Origin of the sequence: Variovorax sp. YR216, assembly GCF_900107745.1 — a bacterium.
Classification (GTDB): domain Bacteria; phylum Pseudomonadota; class Gammaproteobacteria; order Burkholderiales; family Burkholderiaceae_C; genus Variovorax.
Map to the genome: position 1 here is coordinate 126,072 of NZ_FNRO01000001.1, position 19,964 is coordinate 146,035.

General features: G+C 64.0%; 19 protein-coding genes. 9 read left to right on the forward strand and 10 right to left on the reverse strand.

Going from position 1 to position 19,964, the window contains the following annotated elements:
- Window positions 1–96: 96 nt before the first annotated feature.
- The 6 genes from BLW05_RS00570 to BLW05_RS00595 form a co-directional block, all read right to left on the reverse strand.
- Window positions 97–687, reverse strand: a complete 591-nt coding sequence (locus BLW05_RS00570) for an LOG family protein (RefSeq protein WP_093158373.1) — start codon at window positions 685–687, stop codon at window positions 97–99.
- A gap of 29 nt (window positions 688–716) precedes the next feature.
- Window positions 717–1,112 (reverse strand): diacylglycerol kinase, encoded by a 396-nt coding sequence (locus BLW05_RS00575; protein WP_093158376.1) that lies wholly within the window; start codon window positions 1,110–1,112, stop codon window positions 717–719.
- Window positions 1,109–1,570: an RDD family protein gene (locus BLW05_RS00580; RefSeq protein WP_371126904.1), complete on the reverse strand. Its 462-nt coding sequence runs from the start codon at window positions 1,568–1,570 to the stop codon at window positions 1,109–1,111. Before BLW05_RS00580 ends, BLW05_RS00575 begins: the two co-directional genes overlap by 4 nt.
- A gap of 107 nt (window positions 1,571–1,677) precedes the next feature.
- Window positions 1,678–2,487, reverse strand: coding sequence for a DUF3106 domain-containing protein (locus BLW05_RS00585; protein ID WP_093158381.1), 810 nt, complete (start codon window positions 2,485–2,487; stop codon window positions 1,678–1,680).
- A 15-nt stretch (window positions 2,488–2,502) separates the two neighbouring features.
- Window positions 2,503–2,931, reverse strand: coding sequence for a DUF3619 family protein (locus tag BLW05_RS00590; protein WP_093158384.1), 429 nt, complete (start codon window positions 2,929–2,931; stop codon window positions 2,503–2,505).
- Window positions 2,928–3,494: an RNA polymerase sigma factor gene (locus BLW05_RS00595; RefSeq protein ID WP_093158386.1), complete on the reverse strand. Its 567-nt coding sequence runs from the start codon at window positions 3,492–3,494 to the stop codon at window positions 2,928–2,930. The genes BLW05_RS00590 and BLW05_RS00595 overlap by 4 nt, the downstream gene beginning before the upstream one ends.
- 280 nt (window positions 3,495–3,774) lie before the next feature.
- On the opposite strand from BLW05_RS00595, the gene BLW05_RS00600 reads away from it, so the two are divergent.
- From BLW05_RS00600 to BLW05_RS00630, 7 genes are all read left to right on the forward strand, one after another.
- Window positions 3,775–5,550, forward strand: a complete 1,776-nt coding sequence (locus BLW05_RS00600) for an acetolactate synthase 3 catalytic subunit (protein WP_093158389.1) — start codon at window positions 3,775–3,777, stop codon at window positions 5,548–5,550.
- Between the two features lie 127 nt (window positions 5,551–5,677).
- On the forward strand, window positions 5,678–6,169 hold the full coding sequence (gene ilvN / locus BLW05_RS00605; RefSeq protein WP_076998466.1) for an acetolactate synthase small subunit: 492 nt from the start codon (window positions 5,678–5,680) through the stop codon (window positions 6,167–6,169).
- 44 nt (window positions 6,170–6,213) lie between these two features.
- A complete protein-coding gene (ilvC, locus tag BLW05_RS00610; protein WP_093158391.1) occupies window positions 6,214–7,230 on the forward strand; it encodes a ketol-acid reductoisomerase in 1,017 nt (338 codons plus the stop codon).
- Between the two features lie 163 nt (window positions 7,231–7,393).
- Window positions 7,394–8,218 carry a CDP-diacylglycerol--serine O-phosphatidyltransferase gene (pssA, locus tag BLW05_RS00615; protein WP_093160330.1) on the forward strand — a complete coding sequence of 275 codons (825 nt, stop codon included), beginning with the start codon at window positions 7,394–7,396 and terminating at the stop codon, window positions 8,216–8,218.
- A gap of 179 nt (window positions 8,219–8,397) precedes the next feature.
- The gene (gene leuA / locus BLW05_RS00620; protein WP_093158394.1) at window positions 8,398–10,101 is read left to right on the forward strand and encodes a 2-isopropylmalate synthase; all 1,704 of its coding nucleotides are present in this window, start codon (window positions 8,398–8,400) and stop codon (window positions 10,099–10,101) included.
- A gap of 82 nt (window positions 10,102–10,183) precedes the next feature.
- Window positions 10,184–11,722: a 2-isopropylmalate synthase gene (locus BLW05_RS00625; RefSeq protein ID WP_093158396.1), complete on the forward strand. Its 1,539-nt coding sequence runs from the start codon at window positions 10,184–10,186 to the stop codon at window positions 11,720–11,722.
- A 114-nt stretch (window positions 11,723–11,836) separates the two neighbouring features.
- Window positions 11,837–13,015, forward strand: a complete 1,179-nt coding sequence (locus BLW05_RS00630; protein WP_093158399.1) for a D-alanyl-D-alanine carboxypeptidase family protein — start codon at window positions 11,837–11,839, stop codon at window positions 13,013–13,015.
- A gap of 64 nt (window positions 13,016–13,079) precedes the next feature.
- Here BLW05_RS00630 and BLW05_RS00635 read toward each other — a convergent pair whose 3' ends face one another.
- From BLW05_RS00635 to aat, 3 genes are read right to left on the reverse strand one after another with little or no spacing between them, the layout of a single operon-like run.
- Window positions 13,080–13,874 (reverse strand): IclR family transcriptional regulator, encoded by a 795-nt coding sequence (locus BLW05_RS00635; protein WP_093158401.1) that lies wholly within the window; start codon window positions 13,872–13,874, stop codon window positions 13,080–13,082.
- A gap of 30 nt (window positions 13,875–13,904) precedes the next feature.
- Window positions 13,905–14,657: an arginyltransferase gene (locus BLW05_RS00640; protein WP_093158404.1), complete on the reverse strand. Its 753-nt coding sequence runs from the start codon at window positions 14,655–14,657 to the stop codon at window positions 13,905–13,907.
- Complete coding sequence (aat, locus tag BLW05_RS00645) at window positions 14,654–15,406, reverse strand: leucyl/phenylalanyl-tRNA--protein transferase (protein ID WP_093158406.1); 753 nt, start codon at window positions 15,404–15,406, stop codon at window positions 14,654–14,656. Before aat ends, BLW05_RS00640 begins: the two co-directional genes overlap by 4 nt.
- A 117-nt stretch (window positions 15,407–15,523) precedes the next feature.
- On the opposite strand from aat, the gene BLW05_RS00650 reads away from it, so the two are divergent.
- Complete coding sequence (locus BLW05_RS00650; RefSeq protein ID WP_093158409.1) at window positions 15,524–17,854, forward strand: xanthine dehydrogenase family protein molybdopterin-binding subunit; 2,331 nt, start codon at window positions 15,524–15,526, stop codon at window positions 17,852–17,854.
- An 18-nt stretch (window positions 17,855–17,872) separates the two neighbouring features.
- On the opposite strand, the gene pobA is transcribed toward BLW05_RS00650, so the two are convergent.
- Entirely contained in the window at window positions 17,873–19,054 is a 1,182-nt protein-coding gene (pobA, locus tag BLW05_RS00655; RefSeq protein ID WP_093158412.1) for a 4-hydroxybenzoate 3-monooxygenase, read from the reverse strand.
- Between the two features lie 122 nt (window positions 19,055–19,176).
- On the opposite strand from pobA, the gene BLW05_RS00660 reads away from it, so the two are divergent.
- Window positions 19,177–19,947, forward strand: a complete 771-nt coding sequence (locus BLW05_RS00660) for an IclR family transcriptional regulator domain-containing protein (RefSeq protein ID WP_093158415.1) — start codon at window positions 19,177–19,179, stop codon at window positions 19,945–19,947.
- The last annotated feature ends 17 nt before the right edge of the window (window positions 19,948–19,964 follow it).

Here is a 19,964-nt window from a genome sequence, read left to right on the forward strand (position 1 = left end):
CACTCCGTGTCGCTTTGCCAACCCCCTTCCGGGGGCAACACCAGTGGACCGGCGGAGCCGGATCCACGGTGTTTCTGGCTTCAGGGCGTGCCTGATCTATAGGACTTCGGCCAGTTTGTCGCCTCGGGGGTGGCGGCCGACTTCTTCGACGAGGGCTTCGAGCAAAGCGGGGGCGTCGTTGCCGGAGCGCACCAACTCCATCTGCCATTCGCCCATGAAGCCTTCGCGCACGCTGTGCGCAAGGAATCCGAGCAGGGCGTCGTAGTAACCCCCTGCGTTCAGGATGCCGACCGGCTTGTCGTGGTAGCCGAGCTGGCGCCAGGTCCAGATTTCGAATAATTCCTCAAGAGTGCCGATGCCGCCCGGCAGGGCCAGGAAGGCGTCGGCGCGCTCGCCCATCATGGCCTTGCGCTCATGCATGGTGTCGACGACGTGGAGCTCGTCGCTCTGGCGGTTGGCCAGTTCCTTGTCGACCAGCGCCTTGGGAATGACGCCCACCACGCGGCCGCCGGCGGCTCGGGTGGCCTCGGCGACAGTGCCCATCAACCCGGTCCGCCCGCCGCCGTAGACCAGTTGTCCACCGCGTTCGCCGATCCAGCGGCCGACGGCCCGCGCAACGTGGACGAATTCCGGACGCTCACCGGGGCGGGAGCCGCAATACACGCAAATCGAAAAAGTTGGAGTCATCCCCCGATCATGCCCGGCTCGGGCGTCGACTATGTGGCAAACCGTTGCCAGACGGCGGTGATCCAGACGCCGCCGCACAGGAGGATCGACAGCAGGACGGCTGCGCTGCCGAGATCCTTGGCCTTCTTGGAGAAGCTGTGCCATTCGGGCCCGACGCGGTCGATTGCCGCTTCGATGCCGCTGTTGAGCAATTCAACGATCAGGACAACCGCCAGCACGGCGATGAGCAGCGCGGTTTCGACCCAGTTGCGACCGACCCAGAACGCCGCCGGCAGCATCACGAGGGCGAAGAGGATTTCCTGGCGGAAAGCAGGCTCGTGCCAGCCTTCCCGCAACCCGTGGAGCGAAATCAGGGTCGCGTGCCACACGCGGATCAGTCCGCGGCGGCTCTTTTGAGGATTGACGAGGGGTTCGCTGGTGCTCACGACTTGCTCAGCGGCTTCGAGGCAACGAGCCGAGTGCCCGCCCACACGTCGTGCCAGAACTGCTGCTCGGGCTGGAAGCGCGCCAGGAGCGCCCACACGATGACCCAGCCGAAGATCAGGACGGCAGATTCACCCGCGCCGAGCCCGAAGGGCGAGATGGCCGCCAGCGGCGGCAGGAACCAGATCCAGCTCAGTAGATAGCGCAGTAGCGCCCGGCCTTGGGTGAGCGCGCGGCCATGCCGGTCGACGACCCGGATACCCCAGGTTTTCATCGCCAGCGTCTGGCCATGGGCCCAGAACCAGACGAAATAGACGCCGAAAACGATGAACAGAAACGCCTGAAGGAGATGGCGGCGCGAATCCATGCCACTGCGCATCTGGCTCAGGGTGCTGAACAGCCAGCCGGCGATGAACACGACGGCGAAAAGCAGCATGCCCTCGTAGAGCCAGCAGGCCATGCGGCGCCATAGTCCGGGTGCCACAAGGTGGGAAGCTGCGGTGTCGTCGGCGGACGGTCGAAGGGATCCGGCGTTGCCGGGAGGCGCGGAACGCATTGGCACCTGTATCAGGGCGCCGCTGGGGGTTGTTCCGAAGCCTTCGGCGCGACGTCCGTCGCGCTCGGCGGCGGAAACTGGGCTTCGGCGCTCACCGGCGGGAGGCTCGGTGCCGGAGCCGCGACGGGCGCTGGTGCAGGCACCGGCGCAGGCGCAGGACGCGGGGCGGCCGCAACCGGCGCGGGCGGCGGAGCGAGCTGAATCCTCGGCGTGTGCTGTCCGTCTTGCCCGGCGGCCGGGATGGGAACGAGCTTTTGCTCGGGCACGAGGCGGATCGTCGGCGCAGCGCCGGGTGCCTTCGCGCTCTTTGCGCGCTCGGCCAGCTTGCTCTTTTCTTCGTCGCTGAGCGCCTGGTAGGCTTCCCATTTCGCCTTGCGCTCATCGACAGGGACTTGCTTGACATTGGCGAAGTTGACCCGCGCCTGGGCGCGCTGCTGGTTGGTCAGGCTCGCCCATTCGGTCATGCGGCTATGGAGCATCTCCTGCTCCTCGGGGGACATCTTGGCGTAGTCGCGCGAAACTGCCAGCCACTTTCGCTTGTGGGGTTCCGTCAGCTCGTCCCAATAGGGCGAGAGCGGTTGCAGGGCCTTCTGCTGCCGCGCCGTGAGATCGCGCCACAGCGGCTTGGAGACGACCGGCGGCTTCGCCGGCGTGGTCGTCTGTGGCGGCGCCGAACTCTTGACCGACTGGGCCTCGACCGACGAACTGGCAAGACCAGCGGCGCCAATGAGGAGGCCGGCGCTCAGCCAGGCAGCAGCCGCTCGCGGACGAGCGCACGCGAGACCGAGCGCTTCAGCGCGGGAGAGGGGGCGTTGATGCATTCGGTTGCCGGGCGATCAGCGTTCGGGCGAGTCGTCCGACGTCTTCAGGAACTGCGCAAATCCCGGATCGGTGTAGGCCGCGGGAGGGAGGTCGTCAGTCAGCAGCGCGGAGTCGATCGCGGCGATTTCATTGGCGCGGTTGTCTTCCTGCATCACACTGATCGCCACCAGGCCGGCGACAAGGGCAACCAACGGGATGACCGAGCCGATCCGCGTCCACCAGCTGCCGCCGAGCGTCGCCGTGCCGCCGCGCGAGAGCACCACGGGTGCCGGGCGAAGCTGCTGCGCGACCTTGCGACGGGCGACGGCTTGCACCCTCGCTGCTCGCAAGCGCTCGCTGACCTCGTGCGACAGCTCGCCATTGCCGGCGGTCAGGCGCGCAGCCACCTGGCGGGCGAAGCGCTCCTCGAGTGCGGCGGAAGAGGCAGTTTGCGTAGTGTTCATAGCGAAATTCCCTTGGCTTTGAGCGCCTTGCTCAAGGCGTGGACGGCGCGCGAACAGTGGGTCTTGACGCTCCCTTCGGAACACCCCATGGCGGCCGCCGTCTCTGCGACATCCATTTCCTCCCAGTAACGCATCAGAAAGGCCTCGCGTTGACGACCCGGCAGCGCCGCGATTTGTTCCTCGATTTCGCGAAAAATCTGAGCCCGCCTCGTGGTGTCCTCGGCGCTCTCGGATTCCTGGGAGTCCGCCGACAGCTGGATGTGCTCCAGGAGGTCGAAATCACCGTCGTCGTCCAGATTCTCGAAATCGCTCAGGTTGGAAAAAAGGGCCTTGCGGGTCTTCTGCCGCCGGAACCAGTCCAGGGTGCAGTTCGACAGGATGCGCTGGAACAGCAGCGGCAGCTCGTTCACCGGCTTGTCGCCGTAGTGCTCGGCCAGCTTCATCATGCTGTCCTGCACGATGTCCAGCGCGGCTTCTTCGTCCCGGACGTGGTAGACGGACCGCTTGAAGGCCCGTCGTTCGACGCTCTTCAGGAAATCGGATAGTTCTTTTTCAGTGGCCAAGCGAGTCCGGCGCCGGGGGATGCGCCGCGTACGAAGTATCTCGGGGGACGGGGTCTTTTTCGCCGCGGATTATGCCTGCGAGCCTTAATTGACCGTGATGTGGCCCTTCGGGTGCCTTCCGGTGTCATAATCCGCCTTGCAAGTCAAAAGGCAAACGGGTCACGATCCGGCGGTTGACAAATCCGCCCATGGTTGTGGCCTCAAGTCCCGACGCGGCTTCAAAAGAGCTGGTGAAGGGGCACCCAAGGTTTTTCGTTCCCGAAAATCGCAAAGGTTGATCATGGAAATGTCAAAGGCGGAACTTGCTTCCGCAGCAGCCGTCACCGGCGGTCAAACACAAGAACTCATGGGCGCCGAGGTGCTGGTCAAGGCACTTCAGGCTGAGGGCGTCAAGTACGTCTGGGGCTATCCGGGCGGCGCGGTTCTCTACATCTACGACGCGTTCTACAAGCAGGACACCATCCAGCATGTGCTGGTTCGCCATGAGCAGGCTGCCGTGCATGCCGCCGACGGCTACGCGCGTGCCACCGGCGACGTGGGCGTCGCGCTCGTGACGTCCGGACCAGGCCTCACGAATGCCGTGACCGGCATCGCGACCGCGTACATGGACAGCATCCCGATGGTCATCATCTCCGGCCAGGTGCCCACAGCGGCGATCGGCCTCGATGCGTTCCAGGAATGCGACACGGTTGGTATCACCCGTCCCATCGTCAAGCACAACTTCCTCGTCAAGGATCCGAAGGATCTGGCCCTGACGATGAAAAAGGCCTTCCACATCGCGCGCAGCGGCCGCCCCGGCCCCGTGGTGGTGGACGTGCCGAAGGATGTTTCCTTCAAGAAGGTAACGTACAGCGGCTATCCCGAGAAGGTCGAGATGCGCTCGTACAACCCGGTGCGCAAGGGCCACGGCGGGCAGATCCGCAAGGCGCTGCAACTGCTGCTGAACGCCAAGCGTCCTTATATCTATACCGGCGGTGGCGTGCTGCTCGGCAATGCGACCAACGAGCTGCGCACGCTGGTCGACATGCTCGGCTACCCGGTCACGAACACGCTGATGGGCCTTGGCGCGTATCCCGCGTCGGATCGCAAGTTCCTTGGCATGCTGGGCATGCACGGCACCATCGAAGCCAACAACGCAATGCAGAACTGCGACGTGTTGCTGGCCGTGGGTGCACGTTTCGACGACCGCGTGATCGGCAACCCGAAGCATTTTGCGCAAAACGAACGCAAGATCATCCACATCGACATCGACCCGTCGAGCATCTCCAAGCGCGTGAAGGTCGACATCCCGATCGTCGGCGACGTGAAAGACGTGCTGACCGAACTGATCTCGATGATCCGGGAAAGCACCACGCGCCCCGACGCCGGCGCGCTCGCGAGTTGGTGGGACACCATCGAAGGCTGGCGCAGCAAGGACTGCCTCAAGTACGACCGCGGCAACAAGGATGTGATCAAGCCGCAGCGCGTGATCGAGACCCTCTGGAACATGACCAAGGACACCGACACGTACATCACGTCGGACGTCGGCCAGCATCAGATGTGGGCGGCGCAGTACTACCGCTTCGACGAGCCGCGCCGCTGGATCAATTCGGGCGGGCTGGGCACGATGGGCGTCGGCATTCCGTACGCCATGGGCATCAAGCTCGCCAAGCCGGATTCGGAAGTGTTCTGCGTGACCGGCGAAGGCTCGGTGCAGATGTGCATCCAGGAACTGTCGACCTGCCTGCAGTACAACACGCCGATCAAGATCGTCTCGCTCAACAACCGCTACCTGGGCATGGTGCGGCAGTGGCAGGAGATCGAGTATTCGGGTCGCTACAGCCACAGCTACATGGATGCGCTGCCCAACTTCGTGAAGCTCGCCGAAGCCTACGGTCACGTCGGCATGCTGATCGAGCGCCCGCAGGACGTGGAGCCCGCGCTGCGCGAAGCGCGCAAGCTCAAGGACCGCACGGTGTTCATGGACTTCCGCACCGACCCAACCGAGAACGTGTTCCCGATGGTCAAGGCGGGCATGGGCATCACCGAAATGCTGCTCGGCTCCGAAGACCTCTAAACCTGATCCCAGTCCCCGGTCGGAGGACCGGGTTGTTTCACCTCAATCTTCAGACGAATCTATTGCTCGCCAAGCCCGCGCATTACCGTGCGCGGGGGAGGGCGGCGAAAAGAGGAGTCCCATCGCCATGAAACACATCATTGCCGTGTTGCTCGAGAACGAGCCCGGTGCACTCTCCCGCGTTGTCGGCCTGTTTTCTGCCCGCGGCTACAACATCGAATCGCTCACCGTCGCGCCCACCGAGGACCCGAGCCTCTCCCGGATGACGATCGTCACGGCGGGGTCCGACGACGTGATCGAGCAGATCACCAAGCATCTCAACCGGCTCATCGAGGTCGTCAAGGTCGTCGATCTCACCGAAGGTGCCTACACCGAGCGCGAGCTCATGATGGTGAAGGTGCGCGCCGTTGGCAAGGAGCGCGAGGAGATGATGCGCATGGCCGAGATCTTCCGCGGTCGCATCATCGACGTGACCGACAAGAGCTACACCATCGAGCTCACCGGCGATCACGGAAAGAACGACGCTTTCCTCGAGGCCATCGATCGCGGCGCGATCCTCGAAACCGTCCGTACCGGCGCCAGCGGCATCGGCCGCGGCGAGCGCATCCTGCGCGTCTGACAACCACCGTTCCACATCCACCGAATCAACGAAGGAGAAATCTCATGAAGGTCTACTACGACAAGGACGCTGATCTCAGCCTCATCAAGGGCAAGACGGTTGCAATCATCGGCTACGGCAGCCAAGGTCATGCGCATGCGCAGAACCTGAACGACAGCGGCGTCAAGGTTGTCGTCGGTCTGCGCAAGGGTGGCGCATCGTGGTCGAAGGTCGAGAAGGCCGGCCTCAAGGTGGCTGAAGTCGCCGAGGCCGTGAAGTCCGCCGACGTCGTCATGATCCTCCTGCCCGACGAGCAGATTGCGAACGTCTACAAGAACGACGTCGCGCCGCACATCAAGGAAGGTGCTTCGCTCGTCTTCGCGCACGGCTTCAACGTGCACTACGGTTTCGTTCAGCCGCGCGCCGATCTCGACGTGTGGATGGTTGCGCCCAAGGCCCCCGGCCACACGGTTCGCAGCACCTACACGCAAGGCGGCGGTGTTCCGCATCTGATCGCTGTCCACGCCGATCGCAGCGGCAAGGCCCGTGATCTCGCGCTGTCGTACGCTACGGCCAACGGCGGCGGCAAGGCCGGCATCATCGAAACCAACTTCCGCGAAGAAACGGAGACCGACCTGTTCGGCGAGCAGGCCGTTCTGTGCGGCGGCACGGTCGAGCTGATCAAGGCTGGTTTCGAGACCCTGGTCGAAGCTGGCTACGCGCCTGAAATGGCGTACTTCGAGTGCCTGCACGAACTGAAGCTGATCGTCGACCTGATCTATGAAGGCGGCATCGCGAACATGAACTACTCGATCTCGAACAACGCCGAGTACGGCGAATACGTGACGGGTCCGCGCGTCGTGACCGAAGAGACCAAGAAGGTCATGAAGCAGGTTCTGAAAGACATCCAGACCGGCGAATACGCGAAGAGCTTCGTGCTGGAAAACGCGGCCGGCGCGCCGACGCTCATCAGCCGTCGCCGCCTCAACGCCGAGCACCAGATCGAAGTGGTCGGCGAGAAGCTGCGCGCGATGATGCCGTGGATCAAGAAGAACAAGCTGGTCGACCAGACCCGCAACTGATCGGAATCTTTCCGAACATGATCAGGGCCACCCTTCGGTGGCCCTTTTCTTTCTGAGCGCCATGGCGCCTGAACTACACTGCGACCGATGCAATCGACCCCCTCATTTGTCCTGAATCCGACAGTCATTGGCGCCGCTGCGGCGCGCGCTGGAGGCCGGCTGCATGCATGACGACACGATGCCCGAGGAACTGGCGCCCAAGAAGCGTCGGAAGGGTATCTACATCCTGCCGAACCTGTTCACGCTCGCGGCCTTGTTCGGGGGCTTCTACGCCATCGTGATGGCGATGAATGCGCGATTCGATCTGGCTGCGCTGGGTGTCTTTGCGGCCATGATCCTGGACAGCCTCGATGGTCGCGTCGCTCGACTCACCAACACGCAGAGCGCATTCGGCGAGCAGATGGATTCGCTGTCGGACATGGTGTCCTTCGGTGCAGCGCCGGCGCTGATCGCCTATGAGTGGTCGCTGAAAGGGCTGGGCCGCTGGGGTTGGATCGCCGCCTTCGTCTACTGCGCCTGCGCTGCATTGCGACTCGCCCGGTTCAACGTCAACACGGGCGTCGTCGACAAGCGTTGGTTCCAGGGCTTGCCGTCACCCGCGGCTGCAGCGTTGGTCGCAGGCTTCATCTGGCTGGTGACCGAATGGGGCAAGCGCGGCGGCGAGGTGCTGTATCTCTCGTGGCAGCAGATCACCTGGATCACCTTCGGCTTCACGCTGTACGCCGGGCTTTCGATGGTGACCAACGCGCCTTTCTACAGCTTCAAGGACGTGCAGGTGAAGAAGAGTGTGCCCTTCGCCGTGATCGTTCTGATCGCTCTGGGCATCGCCATCGTCAACATCCATCCGCCGACGGTTCTGTTCGGTATGTTCGTCGCGTACGGACTCAGTGGCTATGTCGTCTACGGTTGGCGCAAGGCAAAAGGGCAGCAGGTCAGCGTCATCAGCATCTCTACCGATGAACCCGATGAGCGAGGTCTGCACAAGTAGCCACTGCTGTGCTACATTCCAGCCTCCTATGAACAAGATTTCGCTGGCCCTACTACTGATCCCCTACGGGCGGAGAAGTTAGCGCGCGCGCAAATTCCTCACAACGGCCCGTTCGCACCAGCAACGGGCCGTTTGTTTTTGGGGTTGCTGGTTGATCCAACCACAGCGAGAAATATCAGATGTTGAAGCAACCCGACCTCAAGTACCGTGCCTTTGCGCCGGTCGGCCTCAAAGATCGCACCTGGCCCGATGCCGTGCTGACGAAGGCCCCGATCTGGCTGTCGACCGATCTGCGTGACGGCAATCAGGCGCTGGTGGAGCCCATGGACATCGCCCGCAAGATGCGGATGTTCGAGACGCTGGTTGAGATCGGCTTCAAGGAAATCGAAGTTGGCTTTCCTTCTGCCTCGCAGATCGAGTTCGACTTCGTGCGCAAGCTCATCGAAGAAGACCGCATTCCGGACGACGTGACGATCCAGGTGCTGACGCAGGCCCGCGATCATCTGATCGAGCGCACCTTCGAGGCTTTGCAGGGCGCGCCGCGCGCGATCGTTCACCTGTACAACGCCGTGGCGCCGGTCATGCGCCGTGTGGTGCTCGGCATGGACGAGGACGAGATCGTCGAACTCGCGACCACGCATGCGCGAATGTTCAACGAACTCGCCGCAAAGCAGCCAAACACGCAGTGGACGTTCCAATATTCGCCGGAGATGTTCTCAGGCACGGACCTCGCGTTCTCCAAGCGGGTGGTCGATGCGGTGACGGCGGTGTGGGCACCGACGCCGGAGCGCAAGTGCATCGTCAACCTGCCGTCGACGGTCGAGCACTCGACCCCGAACATCTTCGCGGACATGATCGAGTGGATGCACCGTCATCTCGCTCGCCGTGACTCGATCGTCCTGTCGGTTCACCCGCACAACGATCGCGGCACCGGTACCGCGGCTGGCGAATTCGCCCTCATGGCTGGCGCTGACCGGATCGAAGGCTGTCTCTTCGGCAACGGCGAGCGAACAGGCAATCTCGACCTTGTGAACGTGGCCCTCAACCTCTACACGCAGGGCGTGTCTCCCGAGCTCGATTTCTCGAACATCGACGAAATCCGTGCCACCGTGGAGCACTGCAACCAGTTGCCCGTGCACCCGCGTCATCCCTACGTCGGCGATCTGGTCTACACCTCCTTCTCGGGATCGCACCAGGATGCGATCAAGAAGGCGTTCGCCGCGCGCAAGGACGGCGACATCTGGGACATGCCTTATCTGCCGATCGACCCCAAGGACGTGGGGCGGACGTACGAAGCGGTGATTCGCGTCAACAGCCAGTCGGGCAAGGGTGGCATCTCCTACCTTCTCGAGAGCGAATACGGGCTCGAACTGCCCCGGCGCCTGCAGATGGAATTCAGCCAGATCGTCCAACGTGTGATGGACGTGGCCGGCAAGGAACTCACGGCCGCCGATCTCTGGGCGCTCTTCGAAGGCGAGTATGGAATTCGTGATGCGGCGGGCCCGCAACACCGCGTGCTCGAAGAGCAGGGCGAGGGAGCCGACGCTTCCGTGGTCCTTCGTGCCGACCTTCCATGGGAAGGCGAAGTCCGACGGATCGAAGGGCGCGGCAACGGCCCGATCGACGCCTTCATCCATGCGCTGGCGGAAGCCACCGGGCACTCGATCCGCGTCATCGACTACCACCAGCACGCGATCGGCTCCGGAGCCGACGCCCAGGCGGTCGCCTACCTCGAACTGCGGGTCGACGAATCCAGGACGCTCTTCGGCGTCGGGATGGATGCGAACATCATCTCGGCTTCGCTGAAAGCCATCGTATCGGGGTTGGCGAGGGCTCGGACCCAGGCCTCGGCCGGCGCACAATCGGTGGCTGAACCCGCCTGAGCCGGCGGAAGGGCCGCGGCGCGGCCTTCGCCCGGCAGTGCGCGCACTGCCGGGCCGTGACATGGAACAAAGGAGATCCACGATGGCCGACAAACTGATCATTTTCGACACCACCCTGCGCGACGGCGAGCAGTCGCCCGGTGCTTCCATGACCAAGGACGAGAAGCTGCGCATCGCGCGCCAGCTCGAACGTCTCCGGGTCGACGTGATCGAAGCGGGTTTTCCCGCGAGTTCGAACGGCGACTTCGACGCGGTGGTCGCGATCGCGAATGCGATCAAGGAATCGATCGTCTGTGGCCTGTCACGCGCCAATGATCGCGACATTTCGCGCGCGGCCGAAGCGCTCAAGGGTGCGGCCCGTGGCCGGATCCACACGTTCATTGCGACCTCGCCGCTTCACATGGAGAAGAAGCTGCGGATGACGCCCGACGAGGTGTTCGAGCAGGCGAAGCTGTCGGTGCGCTTCGCGCGCAATCTGATCGCCGATGTGGAATTCAGCCCGGAGGATGGGTATCGAAGCGACCCGGACTTTCTCTGCCGGGTGCTGGAGGCGGTCATCAACGAGGGCGCCACCACGATCAATGTGCCCGACACCGTGGGCTACGCGATCCCGGAGCTCTACGGCAATTTCATCAAGACGCTGCGCGAAAGGATCCCGAACAGTGACAAGGCGGTGTGGTCCGTTCACTGCCACAACGACTTGGGCATGGCGGTCGCCAATTCGCTCGCCGGCGTAAAGATCGGCGGTGCGCGGCAGGTTGAATGCACCATCAACGGCTTGGGCGAGCGCGCCGGCAACTGCTCGCTCGAAGAGATCGTCATGGCGGTGAAGACCCGCAAGGACTATTTCGGGCTGGATCTGGGCATCGACACACGCCACATCGTGGCGGCGAGCCGCATGGTCAGCCAGACGACCGGGTTCGTGGTGCAGCCGAACAAGGCGGTCGTGGGGGCGAATGCCTTTGCGCACGCCTCGGGGATCCACCAGGACGGCGTCCTCAAGGCGCGCGATACCTACGAGATCATGCGAGCCGAGGACGTGGGTTGGACCGCCAACAAGATCGTGCTCGGCAAACTCAGCGGGCGGAATGCGTTCAAGCAGCGCCTCCAGGAACTGGGCGTGACCATGGAGAGCGAGGCGGACGTCAACGCCGCATTCGCGCGCTTCAAGGAACTCGCCGATCGGAAAAGTGAAATATTTGATGAAGACATCCTCGCGCTGGTCAGCGACGAGGAGCTCTCGCACGTTGGGGAACAGTTTGGTTTTGTTTCCCTGTCGCAACATAGTGAAACAGGTGAGCGGCCTCAGGCGCGCATCGTGTTCACCGTGAACGGCAAGGAGGTCACCGGAGAGTCGGATGGCAATGGTCCGGTCGATGCTTCGCTGAAGGCGATCGAGGCGCACGTCAAGAGTGGCGCCGAGATGGTGCTCTATTCGGTCAATGCGATCAGCGGATCGACGGAGAGTCAGGGAGAGGTGACAGTGCGGCTGCAAAATGCAGGCCGGGTCGTCAACGGTGTCGGGGCGGACCCCGATATCGTGGTGGCGTCGGCCAAGGCTTATTTGAGTGCGCTCAACAAGTTACAGAGCCAAGCTGAGAGAGTAGCGGCACAAGGTTGAATATTAAAGTGCTCCTTGTTTTCGAATGAAGAAGAGGATGCAAGTAACTGATATTGCGTGCCTTTTTTGATTTCGATACACTTCGGAAACCTATTTTCCGCTGGAGAGTTTTTAATGCCCGAAGCCCGTACCCATCGAGTTTCAAGCCAGCGGTTCCTTCCCGCGTTTCGCATGCTCGCCGTTGCGCTGTGCGCGACGGCGTTTTTGTTGCCAGCCGCCCAAGCCGCCGAAAAGAAGGGACCGGCAACCAAGAAGACCGCCACCGCAGACAGCAAGCGCAAGACTGCATCGGTGCCGACCCGTGAAACCGCGTCCTCCAAGCGGAAGGCGGGTGCTGACAAGGACGAGAAAGTCGTCAGCGGCGGCAAGAACGTAGTCGCCTCGGTTCGCCAGAAGAATGGCCGTACTGTCGTGGCTGTGCAACGCCGATCGGTCGTGCGTGTTGCGGAACCCGCGCCTGCGCGTCTCTCGTTCGGCCAGCTGGCCGGTTTGCATCAGACGCCCGATGCACTCGACCTGAAGTCCAGCGTGGCGCTGGTCATCGATCAAGACACCCATGAAGTGCTCCTGAGCAAGAACGACCACGCCGTTCTTCCCATCGCTTCGCTGACCAAACTCATGACCGGCCTGCTCATCAGCGAGGCCCGGCTGCCGTCCGACGAACTGATCACCATCACGCAGGATGATGTCGACACCGAGAAGCGAAGCGGCTCGCGCCTGAGCGTCGGAACGACCCTGCCGCGGGGAGAGCTCCTTCATCTGGCCCTGATGTCCAGCGAGAACCGCGCTGCGCATGCGCTCGGCCGCACCTATCCCGGAGGTCTGGAGACTTTCGTGAGCGTCATGAACGCGAAGGCGAAGATGCTGGGCATGAAGGACACGAGCTACGTCGAACCGACGGGCTTGTCGAGCCGCAACCAGTCGAGCGCGCAGGATCTGGCGCTCCTGGTGAACGCGGCCTATGCGGATGCCACCGTCCGCCAGCTGTCGACCTCGCCGGAGTATCAGGTTGAAGTCGGCAATCGCGTGCTGCAGTTCAACACGACCAACCGGCTTGTGAAGAACCCGGATTGGGACATCGGCGTGCAGAAGACCGGCTACATCAGCGAAGCAGGCCAGTGCCTGGTGATGCAGGCGAAGATTGCAGGCCGCAAGCTGATCATGGTGTTCCTCGATTCGGCAGGGAAGCTGAGCCGCATCGGTGATGCCGAGCGCGTTCGCCGCTGGGTGGAGGCCAATCACATGCTCAACAAGGCCGCGCAGCAGCACGTAGCGTCGAGCAACGCGACCTGATCTCGCGTGACCTGACCCCTTGAACGGGCCGCTTCGTCCATCCGGATAGCGGCCCTTTTCGCTTTCAGGCTGAGCCCGTCGGGCTCGCCTTGTAGCCCAGCGCGCTGGAGATCTCGTTCGCGGTGGCCTGCAGCTTTGGCAGCCAGCCGTCGTCCAGCCGGTCGGCGGGGGCCGAGATCGAGAGTCCGGCCACCAGCTTTCCCTGGTCGTCGTAGATTCCCGCGGCCATGCAGCGCACGCCGAGCTCGAGCTCCTCGTTGTCTCGCGCGATGCCGTACTGGCGCGCTTTCGATAGTTCGCGTTCTAGAACAGGCAACTGCGTGATGCTGTTGCGCGTGTGGCCGGCCAGACCCGTGCGCGTGGCGTAGCTGCGAACACGCTGAGGCTCGTCCACCGCGAGGAATAGTTTGCCGGTCGAAGTCAGGTGCAGTGGCGCCCGCCCGCCGATCGCGCGGACCACCTGCATGCCGGAGCGCTCGCTGTAGGCGCGCTCGATGTAGACGATCTCGTCGCCCTGCCGCATGCTGAGGTTCACCGGCTGCTGCGTGAGCTTGTGCAGTTCCCGCATCGGCGCCATGGCGGCATCGCGGACGTTCAGACGGCCCTTGACCAGGTTGCCAAGTTCCAGCAGGCGCATGCCAAGCCGGTAGCTTCCGGCCTCCGGGCGATCGACGAAGCGGCCGACCGCCAGGTCGTTCAGGATGCGGTGCGTGGTGGACGGGTGCAGCCCCGTCTTCTCGCTGATCTCCTTGAGCGAAATCGCTTCTTCCCGCGACGCGAGCACGTCGATCAGCGCGAACATGCGCTCGATGACCTGGATCACGGGCGTAGCGGGAACGTCGGATTGGAGCTTTTTCATTTGCAACACGGTTCGAAGCCGGTCGCGATTTTACTTGGTGAAATGACTCGGTGGTAACTGCCATTGACCGTTGAGCAGAACTTCGTGCGGGCTGTACCGCGCCTTGTAGTTCATCTTGGCACTGCCCTGGATCCAGTAGCCCAGGTATACATGGGGCAATCCGAGCTTGCGGGCCTGTTCGATCTGCCAGAGCACGCTGTAGTTGCCGTAGCTCGCTCCAGTCTCCGGCTCATAAAAGGTATAGACCGCGGACAGTCCGTCGTTGAGGACGTCGAGGATGGACACCATCTTGAGCACACCGGCGCTGCCATCAGGACGCGTCTCGCGAAACTCCACCAGCCGTGAGTTGACGCGGCTTTGCAGAAGGAACTGCGTGTACTGGTCGATGCTGTCGTGGTCCATGCCGCCGCCTGCGTGTCGGCCATTCTGGTAGCGCAGGTAGAGCTGGTAGTGCTCGGGCACGAAGCACAGTTTGAGCACCCGCGCCTGGAGATCCGAATGCCGCGACAGCGCGCGGCGTTGGCTTCGGGTGGGGGCGAATCCGTTGACCAGCACCCGCAGCGGAACGCACGCATTGCACCCGTCGCAATATGGCCGGTAGGTGAACATGCCACTGCGGCGAAACCCGCTCAGCACCAGGTCCGAATAGGCGTCGTTGTGGATGAGGTGGCTCGGCGTGGCGACCTGGGATCGCGCCTGCCGGTCAGGCAGATAGCTGCACGGATAAGGTGCCGTCGCGTAGAACTGCAGCGTGTGGAGCGGGAGGTCCTTGAGGTGCGTCACGTCTTCAAGAAAGTTCGCGCGGACAAGAGTTGATTCCAGTATACGGGCTCGAAGCGCCAGGCAGGGCCGGGTAATCCGCGGGCGTGGGCCACGTGCGACACGAAGTCGGCTCGCGGCATTTCGTGCGCACCGAGACTGGCGAGGTGGGCTGTGTTCTGCTGGCAATCGATCATCGAGATGCCATGCCGCAGGCAGAAGCAGACCAGCGCCGACAGTGCGATCTTGGAGGCGTCCGTTCGCCGCGCGAACATCGATTCGCCGAAGACAGCGCGCCCGATGGCCACGCAGTAGAGGCCGCCGACAAGTTCGCCGTCCACCCAGGTCTCGACGCTGTGGGCATGGCCTGCGCGATGGAGCGCGGTGTAGGCGCGCACCATGTCGGGCAGGATCCAGGTGCCGGTCTGGCCGGGTCGGGGCGACTGCGAGCAGTGCGAAATCACCGTTTCGAACGCATGGTCTATGCGGATCTCGCAGCGCTCGCCTGCGGCAAAGTGGGCGATGGTCTTGCGCAGCGAGCGGTGCAGGCGAAATTCTCCGACTTGGAGCACCATTCGCGGATCGGGACTCCACCAAAGAATCGGCTGGCCTTCGCTGAACCAGGGAAAGATGCCATTGGCGTAGGCCTGCAGGAGGTTGGCGACATCGAGCGCTCCGCCGGCCGCCAGCAGTCCGGGCACGGGGTCGGCATCGCCCCACGCCATGGCAGCGTCAGGGAGCGGGTCGTTGGGCTCGAGCCAAGGCAGTTGCATGCTCGAATGTTTGCATGCTTTGGCGCGAGCAGGATCGCATCGAGCCGAAAGTACCCGAAGACCCTATAGTCGTTTGTGACCCCGAAAAATTCCCACGACCCAACACAAAGGAAGACGGTGACAACTGAAACGAATCCCACGCGCTTCGGAAGCGGTCAGGCAGTCAAGCGACTCGAGGACGAAGCCCTGCTGGCCGGCGCCGGCCGCTATACCGACGATGTCTCGGTGCCGGGCCAAGCCTGGCTCAGCTTCGTACGGTCACCCTATCCCCATGCGAAGCTGGTCTCGATCGACCGCGATTCGGCGGCGGCGATGCCTGGTGTGCTCGGCGTCTTCACTGGTGCGGACCTGGCTGCGGCCGGCGTTCAGCCGATGCCCGGCGCCGCAGCCTTCAAGCGCGCCGATGGCTCGGATTGCGCGACGCCCGAGCGTCATGTCCTGGCAGTGGGCAGGGTGCGTTTCGTCGGTGAACCCGTGGCGATCGTGGTCGCCGAGACTGCGCAGCAGGCGCGCGATGCCGCCGAGGCAGTGATGGTCGACTACGCGGAACTGCCGATGGTCGTCGATATCGCGGGCGCCACGGCCGACGGCGCGCCGCTCGTGTATGACGCTGCGACGGGCAACATCGCTGCTGAAATGCGGCATGGCAGCGCTGAAGCCACTGCCCAGGCCTTCGCCAAGGCGAGCCATGTGGTCGCGCTCGATGTGGTCAACCAGCGTGTCGTGGCGCTCACGATCGAGCCGCGCTCGGTGCTCGCGGACTTTGACGCCGCGACGGACCGCATCACCATCCGGATGAGCACTCAGATGCCCTCGGGCGTCCGCGACTCCGTGTGCGCCGCCATCGGCCTGCCCAAGGAAAAGGTGCGGGTGGTCGTCGGCGACGTCGGGGGGGGCTTCGGCATGAAGACGGGCGCCTACCCGGAGGACATCGCCGTGGCTTTCGCGGCGCATGCGCTGAAGCGCGCGGTCAAGTGGGTTGCGGACCGGAGCGAGGAATTCCTCTCCACGTCGCACGGCCGCGACATCGAGGCGCACGCCGAACTGGCGCTCGATGCCAACGGAAAGATCCTCGGCCTGCGCATCAAGTCCCATGCAAATGTCGGCGCCTATGCGACGGGCACGGGGGTGGCGATCCAACTCCTGATCGGCCCGTGGGTCCAGACGAGCGTCTACGACATTCAGACCATCGATTTCCACTTCAAGGCGGTGCTGACCAATACGGCGCCAACCGGGGCCTACCGTGGTGCCGGTCGCCCGGAGGCGATCTACAACATGGAGCGCCTGATGGACGAGGCGGCTCGCCAGACTGGCATCGACCGCATCGAGCTTCGCCGCCGGAACTTCATCCGACCAGAGCAGATGCCCTACACGAATCCGATGCGCCAGACCTATGACACGGGCCAGTTCGAATCGGTCATGAACCAGGCGCTGAAGCTCGCCGACTGGGGCGGCTTCGAGGCGCGCGCCGCCGAGTCGAAGCGTGCGGGCCGCATGCGTGGGCTGGGCATTGCGACCTTCCTCGAATGGACCGGGGGCAATGTCTTCGAGGAGCGCGTGACGGTGTCCGTTCAGGCCGACGGCGTCATCGAGGTGTATTCCGCGGTGAACGCCATGGGGCAGGGCATCGCGACCACGCTCGCCCAACTGGTGGTGGATGCCTTCGGCGTGCCGATCGAGAAGGTGCGCATCGTGCTCGGCGACACCGATCGCGGCGACGGCTTCGGCAGCGCCGGCTCGCGATCGCTCTTCACCGGCGGGTCGGCGGTGCGGATCGGCGCCGAGCGGACCATCGACAAGGCCCGTGAGCTGGCGGCGCAGGAATTCGAGGTTTCCCCGGCCGACGTTCAGTACGCCGCAGGCCTTTTCAATGTCGCCGGGACCGACCTCCAGCTCGATCTCTTCACGCTGGCGAGCCGGCAGCCCGAGGGCGAAATCTTCGTGGATTCGACCAGCACGGTGTCCGGTCCCACCTGGCCGAACGGCTGCCACATCACCGAGGTGGAGCTCGATCCGGCAACGGGCGACGTGGGCGTGATGACGTATGCATCGGTCAACGACGTCGGCCGCGTGGTCAACCCGCTGATCGTGCGCGGCCAGCTCGAGGGCGGCGCGGTTCAGGGCATCGGGCAGGCGCTCTGCGAGCGGGTCGTGTATGACCCGCAGACCGGCCAGCCGCTGACCGGCAGCCTGATGGACTACGCCGCGCCGCGTGCGGACATCATCGCCACCATGTTCCGCATGGAAATGGACGAATCCACGCCCTGCAAGAACAACCCGCTGGGGGTGAAGGGTGTCGGGGAGCTCGGCACCATCGGTGCCACGCCCGCCATCGTGAACGCGGTGGCCGATGCGCTGGCGCGCAACGGCATGGCCAAGCTGTCGCCGCGACTGGACATGCCGTTGACGCCGGACCGGCTCTGGCAGCTGATGACCACAGCCGCCTGAAGGCGCCGGTCAGGGCGCTCAGAAGTCTTCGAGCGGCAGGCCGACGTAGTTTTCGGCGAGCGACGTCGAGGCGGCGCGGGAGTGCACCAGGTAGTCGAGCTCGGCTTCCTGGATCTTCTGGCCGAATTCGCCGGTGTCGGGAAAGCGGTGCATCAGCGAGGTGAACCACCACGAGAAGCGTTCGGCCTTCCAGACGCGGCGCAGGCAGAGATCGGAGTACCGATCGAGCGCGGAGGCCGACTTCTCCGCATAGAAGATCTCGAACGCACGCGAAAGATAGCCGACGTCGGCTGTCGCGAGATTCAGGCCCTTGGCACCGGTCGGCGGGACGATGTGCGCCGCGTCGCCGGCCAGGAACAGGCTGCCGAAGCGCATGGGCTCGGCCACGAAGCTGCGCAGCGGCGCGATGCTCTTTTCGAGTGAGGGGCCGGTGACGAGGCGTTCGCGCGCCTCGGGGTCCAGCCGCAGGCGAAGCTCGTTCCAGAATGCTTCGTCGCTCCAGTTCTCGACGCGCTCCTCGGTCGGCACCTGGACGTAGTAGCGGCTGCGCGTGGCGCTGCGCATGCTGCACAGGGCGAAGCCGCGCGACGTGTTGGCGTAGATGAGCTCGTGAGAAACGGGCGGCACGTCCGCCAGCACGCCGAGCCATCCGAACGGGTAGATCTTCTCGTAGGTATGGATCGATTGCGGTGGCACGCTCGTTCGGCTCACGCCGTGGTAGCCGTCGCAGCCGGCGATGAAGTCGCACTCGATCTCGTGCGTGGCGCCGTCCTTCTCGTAGCGGACGCGGGGCTTGGCGCTGTCGAAATCGTGCAGGCTGACCGAGGCCGCGCTGTAGATCGTGGTGAGGCCTTCGGCGTCGCGCGCGGCCATGAGGTCCCGCGTGACTTCGGTCTGGCCGTAGACCGTCACCTGCTTTCCGTCGGTCAGGCCGTGCATGTCGATGCGGTGGCGGGCGCCCTTGAACAGCAGTTCGATGCCTTCGTGCGGCAGTCCCTCGGCGATGGCGCGGGCGTCGACGCCCGCCCGCTTGAGGAGGTCCATCGTGACCTGCTCGAGGACGCCGGCGCGAATGCGGCCGAGCACGTAGTCGGCGCTCTGCCGCTCCACGATGATGTTGTCGATTCCAGCCTTGTGCAGCAGTTGCCCGAGCAGCAGTCCTGCTGGTCCGGCACCAATGATGGCTACTTGTGTTCGCATGGTTGTCTCCAGATGACGAATTCCCGAGCGTAGGGCGGACGATGGGGTACTGTCTCGACGGATTTTCAGGCTGTGTGCGATCATGAGCCTGCCTGCGCGATGATCGCGCAACTCTTTCGGCCATGACCATCGCAAAACCCGACTTCATCGAAGGCATCGCCAAGGGAATGGCCGTGCTCGAGAGCTTCGACACCGAACGCCAGCGGCTCAACGCCACGCTGGCAGCCGAGCGCGCCGGATTGACGCGTGCCGCGGCCCGCCGGCATCTGCTGACGCTGGCGCATCTGGGCTATCTCGAGACCGACGGCAGCTACTTCTGGATGGCGCCCAAGGTGCTGCGCTTTTCAGGCAGCTATCTCGCGTCTTCGCGCCTGCCGCGCGCTCTGCAGCCCACGCTCAACCGGCTCGCGGCGCAGACGCAGGAGTCGTTCTCGGCCGTGGTGCTCGACGGCGAAGAGGTGGTCATCGTCGCGCGCAGCGGCAGCTACGGCGCACCGACGCGCGTTCTGGCGTATGGACTGCATCTGGGTGCCCGGCTTCCGGCACATGCCACGTCGACCGGGCGCGTCCTGCTGGCCGGCCTTGGCACCGCCGAGCTTTCGCAATGGCTGAAGGGGCGCACCCTCCCGCGCCTGACGCCCCACACGATCACGAAGACGAGCGTGCTCCGGCAACGGATCGCCCAGGCCCGCAAAGACGACTTCTGCTTTGCCAGCGAAGAGCACGAACTCGGTGTCCAGGCGCTGGCGGTGCCGCTGCGCGACATGCAGGGGCACACCGTCGCCGCGCTCAATGTGGTGCTTTCGGGCAGTCACCACAACGAGGAGACGCTGCGGCGCGACATGCTCCCGCTGCTGTTCGAGGCGGCGCGGGAGGCCAGGGCGCTTCTATAGGTGCCGGCGATCGCCGC

What these genes read in the sequence shown, in the direction of transcription:
- BLW05_RS00580 (WP_371126904.1), bottom strand. Translation starts at nt 1,570, where the DNA reads ATGGCCTGCTGGCTCTACGAGGGCATGCTGCTTTTCGCCGTCGTGTTC.
- ilvN (WP_076998466.1), top strand. Translation starts at nt 5,678, where the DNA reads ATGAAACACATCATTGCCGTGTTGCTCGAGAACGAGCCCGGTGCACTC.
- BLW05_RS00600 (WP_093158389.1), top strand. Translation starts at nt 3,775, where the DNA reads ATGGAAATGTCAAAGGCGGAACTTGCTTCCGCAGCAGCCGTCACCGGC.
- BLW05_RS00625 (WP_093158396.1), top strand. Translation starts at nt 10,184, where the DNA reads ATGGCCGACAAACTGATCATTTTCGACACCACCCTGCGCGACGGCGAG.
- BLW05_RS00630 (WP_093158399.1), top strand. Translation starts at nt 11,837, where the DNA reads ATGCCCGAAGCCCGTACCCATCGAGTTTCAAGCCAGCGGTTCCTTCCC.
- BLW05_RS00635 (WP_093158401.1), bottom strand. Translation starts at nt 13,874, where the DNA reads ATGAAAAAGCTCCAATCCGACGTTCCCGCTACGCCCGTGATCCAGGTC.
- ilvC (WP_093158391.1), top strand. Translation starts at nt 6,214, where the DNA reads ATGAAGGTCTACTACGACAAGGACGCTGATCTCAGCCTCATCAAGGGC.
- aat (WP_093158406.1), bottom strand. Translation starts at nt 15,406, where the DNA reads ATGCAACTGCCTTGGCTCGAGCCCAACGACCCGCTCCCTGACGCTGCC.
- pssA (WP_093160330.1), top strand. Translation starts at nt 7,394, where the DNA reads ATGCATGACGACACGATGCCCGAGGAACTGGCGCCCAAGAAGCGTCGG.
- BLW05_RS00590 (WP_093158384.1), bottom strand. Translation starts at nt 2,931, where the DNA reads ATGAACACTACGCAAACTGCCTCTTCCGCCGCACTCGAGGAGCGCTTC.
- leuA (WP_093158394.1), top strand. Translation starts at nt 8,398, where the DNA reads ATGTTGAAGCAACCCGACCTCAAGTACCGTGCCTTTGCGCCGGTCGGC.
- BLW05_RS00585 (WP_093158381.1), bottom strand. Translation starts at nt 2,487, where the DNA reads ATGCATCAACGCCCCCTCTCCCGCGCTGAAGCGCTCGGTCTCGCGTGC.
- BLW05_RS00570 (WP_093158373.1), bottom strand. Translation starts at nt 687, where the DNA reads ATGACTCCAACTTTTTCGATTTGCGTGTATTGCGGCTCCCGCCCCGGT.
- pobA (WP_093158412.1), bottom strand. Translation starts at nt 19,054, where the DNA reads ATGCGAACACAAGTAGCCATCATTGGTGCCGGACCAGCAGGACTGCTG.
- BLW05_RS00660 (WP_093158415.1), top strand. Translation starts at nt 19,177, where the DNA reads ATGACCATCGCAAAACCCGACTTCATCGAAGGCATCGCCAAGGGAATG.